At 60.2% G+C, this 14,985-nt stretch carries 22 protein-coding genes; 1 reads left to right on the top strand and 21 read right to left on the bottom strand.

Annotated elements, in window-relative coordinates; all coding sequences use genetic code 11:
- Position 1 precedes the first annotated feature (1 nt).
- From rplF to G7068_RS14150, 19 genes are all read right to left on the bottom strand, one after another.
- Positions 2 to 538 (bottom strand): 50S ribosomal protein L6, encoded by a 537-nt coding sequence (rplF, locus tag G7068_RS14235; protein WP_166292565.1) that lies wholly within the window; start codon positions 536 to 538, stop codon positions 2 to 4.
- A 6-nt stretch (positions 539 to 544) separates the two neighbouring features.
- The gene (rpsH, locus tag G7068_RS14230; protein WP_166292564.1) at positions 545 to 943 is read right to left on the bottom strand and encodes a 30S ribosomal protein S8; all 399 of its coding nucleotides are present in this window, start codon (positions 941 to 943) and stop codon (positions 545 to 547) included.
- 118 nt (positions 944 to 1,061) lie between these two features.
- Positions 1,062 to 1,622, bottom strand: coding sequence for a 50S ribosomal protein L5 (rplE, locus tag G7068_RS14225; RefSeq protein WP_166292563.1), 561 nt, complete (start codon positions 1,620 to 1,622; stop codon positions 1,062 to 1,064).
- Entirely contained in the window at positions 1,622 to 1,984 is a 363-nt protein-coding gene (gene rplX / locus G7068_RS14220; protein WP_166292562.1) for a 50S ribosomal protein L24, read from the bottom strand. Before rplX ends, rplE begins: the two co-directional genes overlap by 1 nt.
- A gap of 3 nt (positions 1,985 to 1,987) precedes the next feature.
- The gene (gene rplN / locus G7068_RS14215; RefSeq protein WP_166292561.1) at positions 1,988 to 2,356 is read right to left on the bottom strand and encodes a 50S ribosomal protein L14; all 369 of its coding nucleotides are present in this window, start codon (positions 2,354 to 2,356) and stop codon (positions 1,988 to 1,990) included.
- Between the two features lie 30 nt (positions 2,357 to 2,386).
- Complete coding sequence (gene rpsQ, locus G7068_RS14210; RefSeq protein WP_166292560.1) at positions 2,387 to 2,659, bottom strand: 30S ribosomal protein S17; 273 nt, start codon at positions 2,657 to 2,659, stop codon at positions 2,387 to 2,389.
- A gap of 2 nt (positions 2,660 to 2,661) precedes the next feature.
- The gene (gene rpmC, locus G7068_RS14205) at positions 2,662 to 2,970 is read right to left on the bottom strand and encodes a 50S ribosomal protein L29 (protein WP_166292559.1); all 309 of its coding nucleotides are present in this window, start codon (positions 2,968 to 2,970) and stop codon (positions 2,662 to 2,664) included.
- Entirely contained in the window at positions 2,970 to 3,389 is a 420-nt protein-coding gene (rplP, locus tag G7068_RS14200) for a 50S ribosomal protein L16 (RefSeq protein ID WP_166292558.1), read from the bottom strand. The genes rpmC and rplP overlap by 1 nt, the downstream gene beginning before the upstream one ends.
- A 2-nt stretch (positions 3,390 to 3,391) precedes the next feature.
- On the bottom strand, positions 3,392 to 4,150 hold the full coding sequence (gene rpsC / locus G7068_RS14195) for a 30S ribosomal protein S3 (protein ID WP_166292557.1): 759 nt from the start codon (positions 4,148 to 4,150) through the stop codon (positions 3,392 to 3,394).
- Positions 4,150 to 4,530, bottom strand: a complete 381-nt coding sequence (rplV, locus tag G7068_RS14190; protein WP_166292556.1) for a 50S ribosomal protein L22 — start codon at positions 4,528 to 4,530, stop codon at positions 4,150 to 4,152. The genes rpsC and rplV overlap by 1 nt, the downstream gene beginning before the upstream one ends.
- Before the next feature lie 27 nt (positions 4,531 to 4,557).
- Entirely contained in the window at positions 4,558 to 4,839 is a 282-nt protein-coding gene (gene rpsS, locus G7068_RS14185) for a 30S ribosomal protein S19 (RefSeq protein ID WP_017793370.1), read from the bottom strand.
- 23 nt (positions 4,840 to 4,862) lie between these two features.
- Positions 4,863 to 5,699, bottom strand: coding sequence for a 50S ribosomal protein L2 (rplB, locus tag G7068_RS14180; protein WP_166292555.1), 837 nt, complete (start codon positions 5,697 to 5,699; stop codon positions 4,863 to 4,865).
- Between the two features lie 22 nt (positions 5,700 to 5,721).
- Positions 5,722 to 6,021 (bottom strand): 50S ribosomal protein L23, encoded by a 300-nt coding sequence (rplW, locus tag G7068_RS14175; RefSeq protein WP_166292554.1) that lies wholly within the window; start codon positions 6,019 to 6,021, stop codon positions 5,722 to 5,724.
- Positions 6,018 to 6,671, bottom strand: a complete 654-nt coding sequence (gene rplD, locus G7068_RS14170) for a 50S ribosomal protein L4 (protein WP_166292553.1) — start codon at positions 6,669 to 6,671, stop codon at positions 6,018 to 6,020. Before rplD ends, rplW begins: the two co-directional genes overlap by 4 nt.
- Before the next feature lie 3 nt (positions 6,672 to 6,674).
- On the bottom strand, positions 6,675 to 7,328 hold the full coding sequence (gene rplC / locus G7068_RS14165; protein WP_166292552.1) for a 50S ribosomal protein L3: 654 nt from the start codon (positions 7,326 to 7,328) through the stop codon (positions 6,675 to 6,677).
- 14 nt (positions 7,329 to 7,342) lie between these two features.
- The gene (rpsJ, locus tag G7068_RS14160; protein WP_025133701.1) at positions 7,343 to 7,651 is read right to left on the bottom strand and encodes a 30S ribosomal protein S10; all 309 of its coding nucleotides are present in this window, start codon (positions 7,649 to 7,651) and stop codon (positions 7,343 to 7,345) included.
- Positions 7,652 to 8,015: 364 nt separating this feature from the next.
- Positions 8,016 to 8,333: an MraY family glycosyltransferase gene (locus G7068_RS16550; RefSeq protein WP_244304522.1), complete on the bottom strand. Its 318-nt coding sequence runs from the start codon at positions 8,331 to 8,333 to the stop codon at positions 8,016 to 8,018.
- A 23-nt stretch (positions 8,334 to 8,356) separates the two neighbouring features.
- Positions 8,357 to 9,097, bottom strand: a complete 741-nt coding sequence (locus G7068_RS14155) for an MraY family glycosyltransferase (protein ID WP_244304520.1) — start codon at positions 9,095 to 9,097, stop codon at positions 8,357 to 8,359.
- The gene (locus G7068_RS14150; protein ID WP_166292551.1) at positions 9,094 to 10,893 is read right to left on the bottom strand and encodes a polysaccharide biosynthesis protein; all 1,800 of its coding nucleotides are present in this window, start codon (positions 10,891 to 10,893) and stop codon (positions 9,094 to 9,096) included. The genes G7068_RS14155 and G7068_RS14150 overlap by 4 nt, the downstream gene beginning before the upstream one ends.
- Positions 10,894 to 11,143: 250 nt before the next feature.
- Between G7068_RS14150 and G7068_RS14145 the strand changes: the two genes are divergently transcribed.
- Complete coding sequence (locus tag G7068_RS14145; RefSeq protein WP_166292550.1) at positions 11,144 to 11,359, top strand: Rv0909 family putative TA system antitoxin; 216 nt, start codon at positions 11,144 to 11,146, stop codon at positions 11,357 to 11,359.
- Between the two features lie 72 nt (positions 11,360 to 11,431).
- Here the strand turns inward: G7068_RS14145 and tuf are convergent, their stop codons facing one another.
- Positions 11,432 to 12,625 carry an elongation factor Tu gene (gene tuf, locus G7068_RS14140; RefSeq protein WP_166292549.1) on the bottom strand — a complete coding sequence of 398 codons (1,194 nt, stop codon included), beginning with the start codon at positions 12,623 to 12,625 and terminating at the stop codon, positions 11,432 to 11,434.
- A gap of 162 nt (positions 12,626 to 12,787) precedes the next feature.
- Complete coding sequence (fusA, locus tag G7068_RS14135; protein ID WP_166292548.1) at positions 12,788 to 14,908, bottom strand: elongation factor G; 2,121 nt, start codon at positions 14,906 to 14,908, stop codon at positions 12,788 to 12,790.
- Between the last annotated feature and the right edge of the window lie 77 nt (positions 14,909 to 14,985).

The following is a 14,985-nucleotide window of genomic DNA, read 5'->3' as shown; positions in this document are numbered from 1 at the left end:
GTTACTTACCAGCCTTTCCAGCCTTGCGACGGACAACCTCGCCCGCGTAGCGAATGCCCTTGCCCTTGTAGGGCTCCGGCTTCTTCAGCTTGCGGATATTCGCTGCGGCTTCGCCGACAGCCTGCTTCGAGATCCCGCTGACGGTGATCTTGGTGTTGCCCTCGACCGCGAGCGTGATGCCCTCAGGGGCATCAATGTTCACCGGGTGCGAGAAGCCGAGCGCGAGCTCAAGGCCCTGGCCCTTCTGCTGCACACGGTAGCCGGTGCCGACAACCTCAAGCTGCTTCGTGTAGCCCTCGGTCACGCCGATGATGTTGTTGTTGATGAGCGTGCGGGTCAGACCGTGCAGTGCTCGTGATTCGCGCTCGTCGTTCGGACGGGTGACAAGCACCTGACCGTCTTCGAGAGCAACGCGGATGGGCTCAGCAACGGTGAGCGACAGCTCACCCTTTGAACCCTTGACCGTGACCTGCTGGCCAGCGATCTTGACGTCTACACCACCGGGAACGGTGATGGGAAGCTTTCCAATACGTGACATGACGGGTTACCACACGTAGGCGAGAACTTCTCCGCCCACGCCCTTCTGCTCAGCCTCGCGGTCAGTCAGAAGACCGGAGGAGGTGGACAGGATCGCGATGCCGAGGCCACCGAGCACGCTCGGGATCTCAGTCGAACCCGCGTAAACCCGAAGGCCGGGCTTCGATACGCGCTTGAGGCCTTCGATCGACCGCTCGCGGTTCGGGCCGTACTTCAGCGACATGGTGATGGTGGTGCCAACGCGTGCGGGCTCCACCTTCCAGTCTCCGATGTAGCCTTCGCGCTTGAGGATCTCCGCGATCCGCTCCTTCAGCTTTGAGCCTGGGAGCGATACCTCGTCATGATGTGCGCCATTTGCGTTGCGCAACCGGGTCAGCATATCTGCGACCGGATCAGTCATCGTCATGAGTGACTCTTTCTTTTTCGCCCGGTTTCACACGCCGTTACACGACGTGGGACCTAGGTGACACGCGGATGGGGTGCCCGGGAAAAACCCGGACACCCTCTCCGCTTGGACTATTCAGTTATTCCGACTTGAACGGGAAACCGAGCGCCTTAAGCAGCGCGCGACCCTCGTCGTCGGTCTTGGCGGTGGTCACGACAGTGATGTCGAAGCCACGCACGCGGTCAATCTTATCCTGATCGATCTCATGGAACACACTCTGCTCGGTCAGACCGAACGTGTAGTTGCCATTTCCGTCGAACTGCTTGCCCGAAAGACCGCGGAAATCGCGGATACGGGGCAGTGCGAGGTTGATGAGGCGATCCAGGAATTCCCAGGCACGGTCACCACGAAGGGTGACGTGGGCGCCAATAGCCTGGCCCTCGCGCAGCTTGAACTGTGCGATGGACTTACGAGCCTTGGTCACCATGGGCTTCTGGCCGGTGATCTTCACGAGATCCGCAATTGCGCCCTCAATCACCTTGCTGTCACGAGCAGCCTCGCCGACACCGGTGTTCACGACGACCTTTACGACGCCGGGAACCTGCATGATGTTGGCGTAGCTGAACTCCTCGCTCAGCTGCGGAACAATCTCAGAGCGGTACTTCTGCTTGAGACGGGGCTGAATCTTCGTCTCAGTCATTAGAGATCCTTCCCAGATTTCTTTGCGTAGCGGACGCGAACGGTCTTCGTCTTGCCATCTTTCTTGACCTCTTCAACGCGGAAGCCAACACGAGTGGGCTTCTTGGTTGAGGGATCAACAACAGCAACATTGGAAACGTGGATCGGAGCCTCAACGGTTTCGATCCCACCCTCACGGGTGCCGCGATCCGACTGGCCAACACGAACGTGCTTGGTGACGTAGTTCACGCCCTCCACAATCACACGATCGGAATCGGTCAGCACATCGATGACGCGACCCTGCTTGCCACGGTAGCCACCGCGCTCCTGGGTCGGGCCCGAGATGACCTCTACGAGGTCACCCTTCTTGATCTTGCTAGCCATGGACTAGATCACCTCCGGTGCGAGCGAGACGATCTTCATGAAGCGCTTGTCGCGCAGCTCACGACCGACCGGCCCGAAGATACGGGTGCCGCGGGGCTCCCCATCGGCCTTCAGAATGACGGCAGCGTTCTCATCGAAGCTGATGTACGAGCCATCTGCGCGACGAGTCGACTTGCGCGTGCGAACGACAACAGCCTTAACGACCTCGCCCTTCTTCACGTTACCGCCGGGGATTGCGTCCTTGACGGTCGCGACGATGGTATCGCCAAGACCGGCATAACGACGACCTGAGCCACCGAGTACGCGAATCGTGAGCAACTCTTTGGCGCCGGTGTTATCGGCAACCTTGAGTCGGGATTCCTGCTGAATCACTTGTTACTCCTTCACTCAGTAAGCCGAGGCTTACTTCGCCTTCTCGAGGATCTCGACCAGACGCCAGCGCTTCGAAGCGCTCAGCGGACGGGTCTCGTGGATGAGTACGAGATCGCCGATGCCTGCGGTGTTCTGCTCGTCGTGAGCCTTCACCTTCGACGAACGGCGCAGGACCTTACCGTAGAGGGGGTGCTTAACGCGATCCTCAACCTCTACAACGACGGTCTTGTCCATCTTGTCGCTGACAACGTAGCCTCGACGAGCCTTACGGTATCCGCGCTGTTCCTTCTCGACCTCAGCCATTCTTAGGCCTCCTTCGTATCAGCGGCGGTGTCCGCCTGCTCGGTCTTCTTGCTGCTCTTCTTCTTAGCGGGAGCAGGAGCGGCAGCCGGGGTAAGCCGAATGCCGAGCTCACGCTCGCGCAGCACGGTGTAAATGCGAGCGATGTCGCGCTTCACCTGGCGTACGCGGCCGTGGCTTTCCAGCTGGCCTGTAGCCGACTGGAAACGCAGGTTGAAGAGCTCGGCCTTAGCCTTCTTGAGCTCTTCGGCCAGACGCTCGTCCTCGAAAGTATCGAGTTCCGTGATGGCCAGTTCTTTAGTACCGATCGCCATTACGCGTCGCCCTCCTCGCGCTTAATAATGCGGGCCTTGAGGGGGAGCTTGTGGATTGCGCGGGTAAGCGCCTCACGTGCAAGCTCCTCATCGACACCGGCGACCTCGAAGAGGACGCGGCCCGGCTTGACATTGGCCACCCACCACTCGGGCGAACCCTTACCGGAACCCATGCGGGTTTCCGCAGGCTTCTTGGTGAGGGGAACGTCGGGGTAGATGTTGATCCATACCTTGCCACCACGCTTGATGTGACGGGTCATCGCGATACGAGCGGACTCGATCTGACGGTTCGTCACGTAAGCGGGACTGAGGGCCTGGATGCCGTACTCACCAAAAGCGACGGTGTTGCCGCCCTTGGACTGGCCACTGCGGCTCGGGTGGTGCGGCTTGCGGTACTTGACTCGACGGGGAATCAGCATGCTTACTTCTCCGCTCCTGCTGCAGCGGGTGCAGCCTCGGCCTGTGCACCGCGAGGTGCACGGCGGCGGTCGCCGCGGTCACGGGCTGGCCGCTGGGCCGCCTGCTCGCGAGCGAGTTCCTTGTTGGTCATGTCACCCTTGTAGATCCAAACCTTCACGCCGATACGGCCGAAGGTGGTCTTGGCCTCGTAGAAGCCGTAGTCGATGTTCGCACGAAGCGTGTGCAGCGGCACACGACCCTCGCGGTAGAACTCCGAGCGGCTCATTTCGGCGCCGCCGAGGCGGCCCGAGACCTGGATACGGATGCCCTTAGCGCCTGCGCGCTGAGCGCCCTGCAGACCCTTACGCATCGCACGACGGAACGCCACACGAGCAGCGAGCTGCTCGGCGATGCCCTGTGCAACGAGCTGAGCGTCAGCCTCGGGGTTCTTGACCTCGAGGATGTTCAGCTGGATCTGCTTGCCGGTGAGCTTCTCGAGGTCAGCGCGAATGCGCTCAGCCTCTGCCCCACGGCGTCCGATGACAATGCCGGGACGTGCCGAGTGGATATCCACGCGAACACGGTCACGGGTGCGCTCGATCTCGACGCGCGAAACGCCGGCGCGATCAAGCTGCTTCGTCAGGTGCTGGCGGATCCGGATGTCTTCTGCAAGGTAGTCAGCGTAACGCTGACCCTTCTTGGTCGAATCCGAGAACCAGCGCGAGACGTGGTCAGTGGTGATCCCGAGGCGGAAGCCATAGGGATGAATCTTCTGGCCCATTATTTGGCTCCCTTCGATGCGGCGAACTCATCAGCGGTCTGCAAAACAACCGTGATGTGGCTAGTCCGCTTGTTGATACGGAATGCGCGGCCCTGTGCACGGGGGCGGAAACGCTTCAGCGTTGTGCCCTCGTCAACGTAAGCGCGAGCAATAACAAGCTCGTCTTCGTTGAGACGCAGGTTTTCCTTGTCGGCCTTCACTCGCGCATTGGCGATTGCAGACGCAACAAGCTTGAAAATTGGCTCCGCCGCGGCCTGCGGGGCGAACTTCAGGATGGCGAGTGCCTCCTGTGCATTCTTCCCACGGACCAGATCAACGACACGACGAGCCTTCTGGGGGGTGATGCGGATTTGACGCACGCGTGCGATCGACTCCACCATTTCTCTTCCTCCTTCACGTCACCGGGGTTAGCGGCGACGGCCCTTCTTGTCGTCCTTCACGTGGCCACGGAAGGTGCGCGTCGGGGCGAACTCGCCCAGCTTGTGCCCAACCATGGTTTCAGTGACGAATACCGGAATGTGCTTGCGACCGTCGTGCACCGCGATGGTGTGTCCCAGCATTGCGGGGATGATCATCGAACGGCGCGACCAGGTCTTGATCACGTTTTTGGTGCCAGCTTCGTTCTGGACAACTACCTTGCTCAGCAGGTGGTTATCAACGAAGGGGCCCTTCTTGAGACTACGAGGCATCTTCTACTCTCTCCGCTGTCCGACTAGCGCTTCTTGCCAACGGTACGGCGACGCACAATGAGCTTGTCGCTTTCCTTGTTTGGACGGCGCGTACGGCCTTCCTTCTGGCCCCAGGGGCTGACCGGGTGACGGCCACCCGAGGTGCGGCCTTCGCCACCACCGTGGGGGTGATCCACCGGGTTCATAACGACACCACGGACAGTCGGGCGAACGCCCTTCCACCGCATACGGCCGGCCTTACCCCAGTTGATGTTCGATTGCTCGGCGTTGCCCACCTCGCCGACGGTCGCGCGGCAGCGCGCGTCGACGTTGCGGATCTCGCCCGAGGGCAGACGCAGCTGGGCGTAGGGGCCATCCTTCGCCACGAGGCGAACCGAAGAACCAGCGGAACGAGCCAGCTTGGCTCCGCCGCCGGGACGCAGCTCAATCGCGTGAATCACGGTACCGGTCGGGATGTTGCGCAGCGGCAGGTTGTTGCCGGGCTTGATGTCGGCGCCGGAACCCGACTCGACAATGTCGCCCTGCTTCAGCTTGCTGGGGGCAATGATGTAGCGCTTCGTGCCGTCCTCGAAGTGCAGCAGCGCAATGCGCGCTGTGCGGTTCGGATCGTACTCGATGTGCGCAACCTTGGCGTCCACGCCGTCTTTGTCATGACGACGGAAGTCGATGACGCGGTACTGGCGCTTGTGGCCACCACCGATGTGACGGGTCGTGATGCGTCCCTGGTTGTTACGTCCACCGGTCTTAGGCAGCGGGCGAAGCAGCGACTTCTCAGGCGTGGAGCGAGTGATCTCGGCGAAATCAGCGACGCTCGCACCGCGACGACCTGGGGTCGTCGGCTTGTACTTACGAATAGCCATGTTGGTTTCCTTTTCGCCCCTTCTACAGCGCAGCCGTGAAGATGTCGATGGAGCCCGACTTCAGGGTCACAATGGCACGCTTGGTGTCCTTGCGCTTCCCGAGACCGAACTTGGTACGGCGAGACTTGCCCTTGCGGTTCAGCGTGTTGATCTTTGCGACCTTCACGTTGAATACCTGCTCGATGGCGAGCTTGATCTCCGTCTTCGAAGCATCAGGCTGCACCTCAAAGGTGTACTGGCCGTTTGCGTCGATGAGGTTGTAGCTCTTCTCCGAGACGATGGGGCGGATGATGACGTCGTGTGCAGGCTTGTTCAGGCTCACTTCGTTTCCTCCTTGGCGGCACGGCCAGCGACGAATGCGTCGAAAGCTGCCTTGGTGAAGACGAGATCGTCACTGACGACCACGTCGTAGGCGTTGAGCTGATCCTGGAACAGCACGTGGACCTGCGGAAGGTTGCGGACGCTCAGCGCGGTCAGCTCGTCGTCACGATCAACGACAACCAGAACGCGGTTGCCCGGCGCGACCGTTGCGAGGTACTCGCGTGCGGCTTTGGTGCTGGGCTTGTCTGCGATGCCGAAGCTCTCAATGACGTGCACGCGGTTCGCGCGAGCGCGATCCGAGAGCAGGCCACGAAGTGCAGCAGCAATCATCTTCTTGGGGGTGCGCTGCGAGTAGTCACGCGGCACTGGGCCGTGTACTACGCCGCCGCCGCGGTGCTCAGGCTGACGGATCGAGCCCTGACGAGCACGGCCGGTTCCCTTCTGCTTGAACGGCTTAACACCCGAACCGGAGACCTCACCACGGGTCTTGGTCTTGTGCGTTCCCTGACGCGCAGCTGCGAGCTGAGCGGTGACCACCTGGTGGATCAGCGGGACGTTGGTCTCAACAGCGAAGATCGCCTCGGGCAGGTCAACAGACCCGGCCTTCTTGCCCTTCGCGTCGAGTACCTCGAGCTTGGTAGCGGTAGCCATGAACTACGCCCCCTTCACTGCGTTACGAACGAATACGAGACGACCGCGTGCGCCGGGAACTGCACCCTTAACCAGGATGAGACCCTTCTCAGCGTCAATCGCCTGCACGGTGAGGTTCTGCACGGTTACGCGCTCGCCTCCCATGCGGCCTGGCATGCGCTGACCCTTGAACACGCGACCGGGGGTCGCGGCGCCGCCGATTGAACCCGGCTTGCGGTGGTTGCGGTGCGCGCCGTGCGATGCCGATACGCCCTTGAAGTTGTGACGCTTCATGGCACCGGCGAAGCCCTTGCCCTTTGAAGTGCCAACGACGTCGATCGACTGACCGGCCTCGAAAACACCATCAACGGTGAGCTCCTGGCCGAGGCTGTAGTCTGCGGCGTCAGAGGTGCGAACCTCGGTGAGGTGACGGCGCGGGGTAACCCCGGCCTTTTCGAAGTGACCAGCGGTCGGCTTGTTCACCTTGCGAGGATCGATCTGTCCCGCGGCGATCTGAACAGCGCTGTAGCCGTCGACCTCAGCGGTGCGGATCTGGGTGACAACGTTGGGTGCCACCTCGATAACGGTAACGGGAACGACATTGCCGTTCTCGTCCCATACCTGCGTCATACCGAGCTTGGTGCCCAGAAGACCCTTCACGTTACGTGTTACTGACATGTTCTGGATCCCCCTTACAGCTTGATCTCGATGTTGACATCGGCAGGCAGGTCAAGGCGCATGAGCGAATCAACGGCCTTGGGGGTGGGATCAACAATGTCGATCAGACGCTTGTGCGTGCGCTTCTCGAAGTGCTCGCGGCTGTCCTTGTACTTGTGGGGCGAACGGATCACTGCGATCACGTTCTTCTCCGTGGGGAGCGGCACGGGGCCAATTACGGTTGCACCCGCGCGGGTGACCGTGTCGACAATCTTCCGTGCGGAGTTGTCAATGACCTCGTGGTCATACGACTTCAGTCGGATGCGGATCTTTTGTCCCGCCATGTGACTCTCTACTTTCTACTTGCGTCGTACCGTGCAGACCTGGGCCTGCCCAGCATTGGACGTCTTGCGTATCAGCGCCCTGACAATCGACACATGTCGCGTCTCGTGTTGGGTCTCTGTTCACCTGTCAATCCCCCACGCACACAAAAATGGCCGGATTGCGCGGATCAACCGCTTAATCTAGCCACACTGAGGCGTGCGGGGCGTGTTCGCTACCCGCGGCCTAACGCCCCGGTAAACCGAGGCAATTATGCACAACCTGGCAGTGATCCCTACCGAAATAGAGAGTACTGAACCTGTCTATTCTGACACAGGGGTGGCGATGCGTGCAACCCGGGCGTGTCGTGGCGTTTCGTAGCGATTCTCAGCGGCCACGCGGCGGCAAAATTCGCGGCAGAGCAAGGTAGAACAGTAGGACTGCTAGACCGCCCGCGAGCAAGGCCAGGGACCCAAACAAACCGGTAAAAATGGATGCCAGACCCAGCAGCGAAGTGAGCAGTGTGCAAAGGGCTGTGATCCCCGAGGCCCACACGTGCGAATACCCAAGCTGCTGTATGCGCTGATACACGTGTTCTTTGTGGGGCTCGTCCCACTTGTGCCCTGCCCGCACACGCTTCACGAGGGTGACGCCGACATCGCCGAAGTAGATGACCATTGGCCCAATCGTCGCGAGGAAGGGCACACCGTCTACAAAGGCTGCGAAACTCAGGATCGCGACGGCTCCCCAAGCAGGTAGCTCCCAACATCGCCGAGAAACGCTCCCGGCTTTGTGAGATTCCAGGGCAGGAATCCGGCGAACCCCGCAGCAAGCACGAGTCCCGCGATTGCAAGCCAAACTGCCCCGGTTAGCCAGCCCGCAACGGCAAACGCGAGGCCAGCGATGACTCCGTGAAAACCGCTAATACCGTTGAGGCCATCCATAAAGTTAGAGACGTTGATGTAACTCGAGATGAAAAACACCCCGTAAACACCAATGATTATCAAGCCCCACAGAGGCAATGCCCAAACATCTAGCCCCAGCACCCATCGGAACGAAGCGGGTCCTTCTGCCTGATCTGCAATCCACAGTAGCGACGCAGAACTCGCTCCCGCAATGATCAGCAACAGAGCGCTGCGCACGGGCACGCTCAGGCCACGCAGGTCTTCCCCGAGACCGAGGAGCCCCGCGGCGAGGGTTCCGATGCCGATCGCAAGCAGAAACTTCCAGGCGGATGCATCGGGGGCGGCGGAGAGCGCAAACGCAAACACCGCGCCGAGGTTGACCGTTATTGCGATGAGCACGGCAAGCCCCAGCCCACGCAGGATCGGACGATCGTGCGAAGAGCGATCCGACGGCACGTCCATGATCCCGAGCCGCATGAGCAGCGGCTTCACGATGAAGGGAAGCAACCCGCTGAGCACTAGCGTGCCGCCGCCAAACACCAATGCGAGCATTCCGAGGGTCACGACACCCTCCCCTCGGCCTCGCGGGTAAGGTCCATACGCGCGACCCAGCCCTCGTGGTCGAGCACATCGGGCGAAATCGTATCGACATGCGCGTGTGTGATCTTCGGGTGGAAAGGCCGATCGTTGCCCTCCCCCTGACCAACAAGCTCTTCGTGGAGCTTCTCGCCGTGGCGGAGACCGGTGAAGACGATCTCGATGTCTTTGCCCGACTGCGCAATCATGCGACGCGCGACGTCGAGGATCAGCACGGGCTCCCCCATATCGAGAATAAGCACCTCGCCGGGCCGCCCGATTCCTCCAGCCTGAATAACCAGTTGGCAGGCCTCGGGAATCGTCATGAAAAATCGTGTGACTTCGGGGTGAGTAACCGTGATCGGTCGCCCCGCCTGAATCAGATTACGGAAGGTCGGCAACATGGATCCCCTGCTGCCAATGACGTTGCCAAAGCGCACCGAAAGGTAACGCTGACCGGTCTGCTCCGCCATCCACGCCGTCAGCTTCTCTGCGACTCGCTTCGAGTGTCCGAGGACGCTCGTGGGGTTCGCAGCTTTGTCCGTCGAAATGTTCACGAAGGTGCCGACCCCGGCAGCCTTGGACGCTCGCAACACACCGAGCGTGCCGAGCACGTTGGTTTTCCACGCCTCGTCGGGGTACTGCTCCAGCATCGGCAGGTGCTTCAGCGCTGCGGCGTGAAACACAACATCGGGCTTTCGCTCGGTGAAGATTCGTGTGAGATTTTCGCCATCTCGAATATCTGCGAGCACAACGTCATTGGTGTCGAGCAGACCGTGCCCGCTGATCGAGAGTTGGCTCTCCTGCAGCGCCGTTTCGTCGCGGTCAAGCATGATGAGTTCGCGCGGTGCAAAGCGAGCGAGCTGCCTGCAAAGCTCTGATCCGATAGACCCGCCCGCCCCCGTAACAAGGACGCGCTTATCTTGCAGGTACTCCGCAATAGATTCAGTTTCGAGACGCACGGGGTGGCGTCCGATCAAGTCCTCAATCGACAGCTCACGCACATCAGAGATCGCCGAGGAGTTCTGCAAAATTTGGTCGAGCGGCGGGAGCACCATGGCGGTAAGCCCCGCATTGTCAGCGGCCTCGTCCACGCGACGCATCATGATCGAGTCTGCATCGCCGATACAAACGATGAGACGAGTCGCTCCAGTCTGCCGTGCAACCGCGGCGAGGTCGTCAAAGCCTCCGAGCACCCTGACACCGCGCACCTCTTGGTTGCGCTTGCGCGGATCGTCGTCAAGAAAACCTACCGGGAGCACAGCTCCCTTGGCGTCGGTCAGGAGCCGCTTTGCGGTCTGCACTCCCAGGTATCCCGCGCCGTAGAGCAGGGCATGCTCTGCTTCGAGACCAGGCTTCAGCTGGCGTTCGCCATACAGCCGCACAATGTATCGCGAGACTCCCATCAGGCTGAAGGTGATGGGAGCGGCAATAATCATCGTGCTGCGGGGTATGCCGTTTCCGAATCCTACCCAGAAGGCAAAGATCCAGGCCACGATCGTGACGGCGGTGATGTTGATGACAAGCGCACGCACCTCGTCAAAACTGCCAACCTCATAGCGGTTTCGATATAGCCAAAAAACCCAGCCACCGATGAGCTGCAGCACAATGGTCACGCAGATGACCGCGGAGGCCCAACCCCAGTGAATGCGCTCGAGGCCAAAGTCAAACCGGAGCACCAGCGCGGCAGTGATGCCGACGGCCCACGACAGAGCATCGAGCCCAAAGAGCACTCCGTACTGTTTTACGAAGTGCGCAATGCGCTGACTTGCGGTGCTCGGCACGCATTCTCCATTCGTCTGTGGCCGTTCCGAGGCCCTGACCGCTAAATGCGGCTACTACCCCCTTCGAGGATACCGGTCCCGGTCCCCGAACCAGAACAGCACACCCCCTCGCCTGAGTATCCGTGCTGCGGCCACACCCGTAGGGAATCAGACAGAAGCCAAGCTGCCAACCCCCTTTTTGTCGAGCGCGGGTCGGGCGATAATTTTGGCGGAGATGTTCATCTCTCAAAGCACGACAAAGGGGAACAGCATGGGGATAGAGGATCTCGGGAAGAAAGCCGGCGATTTCGTCAAGGAGCAGACCGAGAATGTCAAGGAATCGCTCGGCAGTGAAAAAGCTGAGGGCGTGAGCGACAAGGTGCTCGACGGCGCGGCAGAATTTGCGGATAGGACGACTGGCGGCAAGTTCGGCGATCAGATAGAAGATATCCGAGCAACCCTTGATGAGAAGTTCGGGACTGAATAGGTCCGCCCCGCACAGACAACGACAAAGGCCCCCAGGATTTCTCCTGGGGGCCTTTGTTGTGTTCGCTAATGACTAGGCAAGAACCTTGGTCACCGTGCCGGCGCCGACGGTGCGGCCACCCTCACGAATAGCGAAGCCGAGGCCATCCTCCATAGCGATCGGCTGGATCAGCTCGACCGTCATGTCGGTGGTGTCGCCGGGCATAACCATCGGCTTGTCCTCGGGAAGGGTGATAACACCGGTCACGTCAGTCGTACGGAAGTAGAACTGCGGGCGGTAGTTGGTCTCGAACGGGTTGTGACGCCCGCCCTCTTCCTTCTTCAGGATGTAGGCAGTGCCCTCGAAGTTGGTGTGAGGGGTGATCGAGCCAGGAGCAACGACAACCTGTCCACGCTCAACATCTTCGCGCTTGGTGCCACGGAGAAGCAGACCACAGTTCTCGCCGGCCCATGCCTCGTCGAGCTGCTTGTGGAACATCTCGATGCCGGTGACGGTGGTCTTCTGCGTCGGACGCAGGCCCACAATCTCGACCTCGGAGTTGATCTTCAGGGTTCCACGCTCGGCGCGGCCGGTGACAACGGTGCCACGACCGGTGATCGTGAAGACGTCCTCAACGGGCATAAGGAACGGCTTGTCCTTGTCGCGCACGGGATCGGGGATGCTCTCGTCGACAGCTTCCATGAGCTCGAGAACGGAGTTAACCCACTTCTCTTCGCCCTGGAGTGCCTGGTAGCCCGAAACGCGAACAACAGGAGCGTTGTCGCCATCGAAGCCATTCTTGGTGAGCTCCTCGCGGACCTCCATCTCGACGAGCTCGAGGATTTCCTCGTCGTCGACCTGGTCGCACTTGTTGAGTGCAACGAGCAGGTAAGGAACGCCAACCTGCTTCGCGAGAAGGATGTGCTCCTTCGACTGAGCCATGAGGCCATCGGTTGCTGCAACCACGAGGATTGCGCCGTCCATCTGTGCGGCACCGGTGATCATGTTCTTGATGTAGTCAGCGTGACCTGGCGCATCGACGTGCGCGTAGTGGCGCTTGTCGGTCTCGTACTCAACATGCGAGATGTTGATGGTGATACCGCGCTGGCGCTCCTCCGGAGCCGAGTCGATCGTGTCGAAATCGCGCTGTACGTTCACGTCAGACGGGAACTTGTCAGCGAGAGTCTTCGAGATAGCAGCGGTAAGAGTCGTCTTACCGTGGTCAACGTGACCGATCGTTCCGATGTTTACGTGCGGCTTGGTCCGCTCGAACTTGGCCTTCGCCACTATGGTCCTCCTCAGGACATCGAGTACCGTATACCCTCCGACGGTTTCGGAGGGCACGAGTACGGGTGTGTGTATTTATGTTACAAGTTCCGGCCTGTGATCGCGACCTGAACTCACGGGTTGGCGGCGGAAGTTTGTTCCGCCGCCAATCCGTGGGCGGTTTTACTCGCCCTTGGCCTTCTGAATGATCTCTTCGGCCACAGCCTTCGGCACCTCAGCATAGGAGTCAAAGGTCATCGAGAACACCGCACGACCACTGGTCTTCGACCGGAGATCGCCAATGTACCCGAACATCTCGGAGAGAGGAACAAGAGCGCGAATAACCTTCACGCCGCTCGCGTCCTCCATCGACTGGATCTGCCCACGACGTGAGTTCAGGTCGCCGATAACGTCGCCCATGTACTCCTCGGGGGTACGAACCTCAACCGCCATCATCGGCTCGAGCAGCACGGGCTGAGCGAGACGAGCAGCTTCCTTGAACGCCATGGAGCCGGCGATCTTAAACGCCATTTCCGAGGAGTCCACATCGTGGTACTGGCCGTCAAGCAGCGAAGCCTTGACGTTGACCACGGGGAAGCCAGCAAGGATGCCGTACTGCATGGCGTCCTGGATACCAGCGTTAACCGACGGGATGTACTCACGAGGAACGCGACCACCGGTCACCTTGTCCTCGAAGTCGTACACCTTGTCGCCAGCCTCTGCGGTGTCGAGCGGCGCCAGCGAGATCTGCACCTTAGCAAACTGACCGGATCCACCGGTCTGCTTCTTGTGGGTGTAGTCGTACTTCGGCACCTCGCGGCGAATCGTCTCGCGGTAAGCCACCTGGGGCTTGCCGACGTTCGCCTCAACGTTGAACTCGCGCTTCATGCGGTCAACGAGGATGTCGAGGTGAAGCTCTCCCATACCAGCGATAACGGTCTGACCCGTTTCTTCGTTCTGGCTGACGCGGAACGTCGGATCCTCTTCGGCAAGCTTCTGAATAGCTGTACCGAGCTTCTCCTGGTCGCTCTTGGTCTTGGGCTCGATCGCAACCTCGATCACGGGCTCCGGGAAGGTCATCGACTCGAGAACAACCTGGTTAGCCGGATCGCTCAGGGTGTCACCAGTGGTGGTGTCCTTGAGGCCGATAACCGCGTAGATGTTGCCAGCGGTGAGGCTGTCAACCGGGATCTCCTTGTTGGCGTGCATCTGGAAGATCTTGCCGATGCGCTCTTTTTTGCTCTTGGTTGTGTTGATGAGCTGAGCGCCCGACTCAACATGACCGGAGTAAACGCGCACGTAGGTGAGACGACCGAAGAACGGGTGCACTGCAACCTTGAACGCAAGAGCCGAGAACGGCTCATCCGCGTTGGGACGACGCTCAATAACGATGCTCTCGTCGCGGGGGTCATGTGCCTCGATAGCTCCAACGTCGAGCGGGTTGGGGAGGAAATCCACAACCGCGTCGAGCATGGGCTGGATGCCACGGTTCTTGAAGGCAGAACCACAGTAGACCGGGTAGATCTCGTTGTTCACAACAAGCTTGCGGATGCCTGCCTTGATCTCGTCGATCGAGAGCTCCTCGCCACCGAAGAACTTCTCCAGCAGCGCGTCATCGGTCTCAGCAACGGTCTCAACGAGCTTTGCGCGGTACTCTTCTGCGCGAGCCTGCAGATCCGCGGGGATCTCCTGGATCTCGTAGTTTGCGCCGAGCGTCACGTCGCCCTTGGCATCGCCTTCCCAGACGAACGCCTTCATCGAGAGCAGGTCCACAACGCCAACAAAGGCGGACTCTGAACCGATAGGAAGCTGCATAACGAGCGGCTTCGCGCCAAGGCGGTTGATGATGGTGTCTACGGTGAAGTAGAAGTCGGCACCCATCTTGTCCATCTTGTTGACGAAGCAGATGCGGGGTACGCCGTACTTGTCAGCCTGACGCCACACGGTCTCAGACTGGGGCTCAACGCCCTCTTTACCGTCAAACACAGCAACAGCACCGTCGAGCACGCGGAGCGAGCGCTCCACCTCAACGGTGAAGTCAACGTGGCCCGGGGTGTCAATGATGTTGACCTGGTTTTTGTTCCAGAAGCAAGTCACCGCGGCACTGGTGATCGTGATGCCGCGCTCTTTCTCCTGCTCCATCCAGTCAGTCGTCGAAGCACCATCGTGGGTCTCGCCCAGCTTGTGGTTAACACCCGTGTAGAACAGGATGCGCTCGGTCGTGGTGGTCTTGCCAGCATCGATGTGCGCCATGATGCCGATATTGCGGACCTTACTCAGGTCGGTGAGCACGTCTTGTGCCACGGGTGTCTCCTCCGTATAGGGGGTGAAAGTTCGGATTGCGAGTCACAACGTGACCCGCTACCAACGGGTTGGACCGT

Source organism: Leucobacter viscericola (genome assembly GCF_011299575.1).
Lineage (GTDB): Bacteria > Actinomycetota > Actinomycetes > Actinomycetales > Microbacteriaceae > Leucobacter > Leucobacter viscericola.
The sequence above is the reverse complement of the archived record's forward strand: the minus strand, read 5'-3'. Positions and strand labels throughout refer to the sequence as shown.

What these genes read in the sequence shown, in the direction of transcription:
- rplC (WP_166292552.1), bottom strand. Translation starts at nt 7,328, where the DNA reads ATGTCAGTAACACGTAACGTGAAGGGTCTTCTGGGCACCAAGCTCGGT.
- rplE (WP_166292563.1), bottom strand. Translation starts at nt 1,622, where the DNA reads ATGACTGAGACGAAGATTCAGCCCCGTCTCAAGCAGAAGTACCGCTCT.
- rplP (WP_166292558.1), bottom strand. Translation starts at nt 3,389, where the DNA reads ATGCTGATTCCCCGTCGAGTCAAGTACCGCAAGCCGCACCACCCGAGC.
- rplF (WP_166292565.1), bottom strand. Translation starts at nt 538, where the DNA reads ATGTCACGTATTGGAAAGCTTCCCATCACCGTTCCCGGTGGTGTAGAC.
- rplD (WP_166292553.1), bottom strand. Translation starts at nt 6,671, where the DNA reads ATGGCTACCGCTACCAAGCTCGAGGTACTCGACGCGAAGGGCAAGAAG.
- rpsS (WP_017793370.1), bottom strand. Translation starts at nt 4,839, where the DNA reads ATGCCTCGTAGTCTCAAGAAGGGCCCCTTCGTTGATAACCACCTGCTG.
- rpsJ (WP_025133701.1), bottom strand. Translation starts at nt 7,651, where the DNA reads ATGGCGGGACAAAAGATCCGCATCCGACTGAAGTCGTATGACCACGAG.
- rpmC (WP_166292559.1), bottom strand. Translation starts at nt 2,970, where the DNA reads ATGGCGATCGGTACTAAAGAACTGGCCATCACGGAACTCGATACTTTC.
- rplB (WP_166292555.1), bottom strand. Translation starts at nt 5,699, where the DNA reads ATGGCTATTCGTAAGTACAAGCCGACGACCCCAGGTCGTCGCGGTGCG.
- rpsQ (WP_166292560.1), bottom strand. Translation starts at nt 2,659, where the DNA reads ATGGCTGAGGTCGAGAAGGAACAGCGCGGATACCGTAAGGCTCGTCGA.
- rpsC (WP_166292557.1), bottom strand. Translation starts at nt 4,150, where the DNA reads ATGGGCCAGAAGATTCATCCCTATGGCTTCCGCCTCGGGATCACCACT.
- rplV (WP_166292556.1), bottom strand. Translation starts at nt 4,530, where the DNA reads ATGGTGGAGTCGATCGCACGCGTGCGTCAAATCCGCATCACCCCCCAG.
- G7068_RS14145 (WP_166292550.1), top strand. Translation starts at nt 11,144, where the DNA reads ATGGGGATAGAGGATCTCGGGAAGAAAGCCGGCGATTTCGTCAAGGAG.
- rpsH (WP_166292564.1), bottom strand. Translation starts at nt 943, where the DNA reads ATGACGATGACTGATCCGGTCGCAGATATGCTGACCCGGTTGCGCAAC.
- rplX (WP_166292562.1), bottom strand. Translation starts at nt 1,984, where the DNA reads ATGGCTAGCAAGATCAAGAAGGGTGACCTCGTAGAGGTCATCTCGGGC.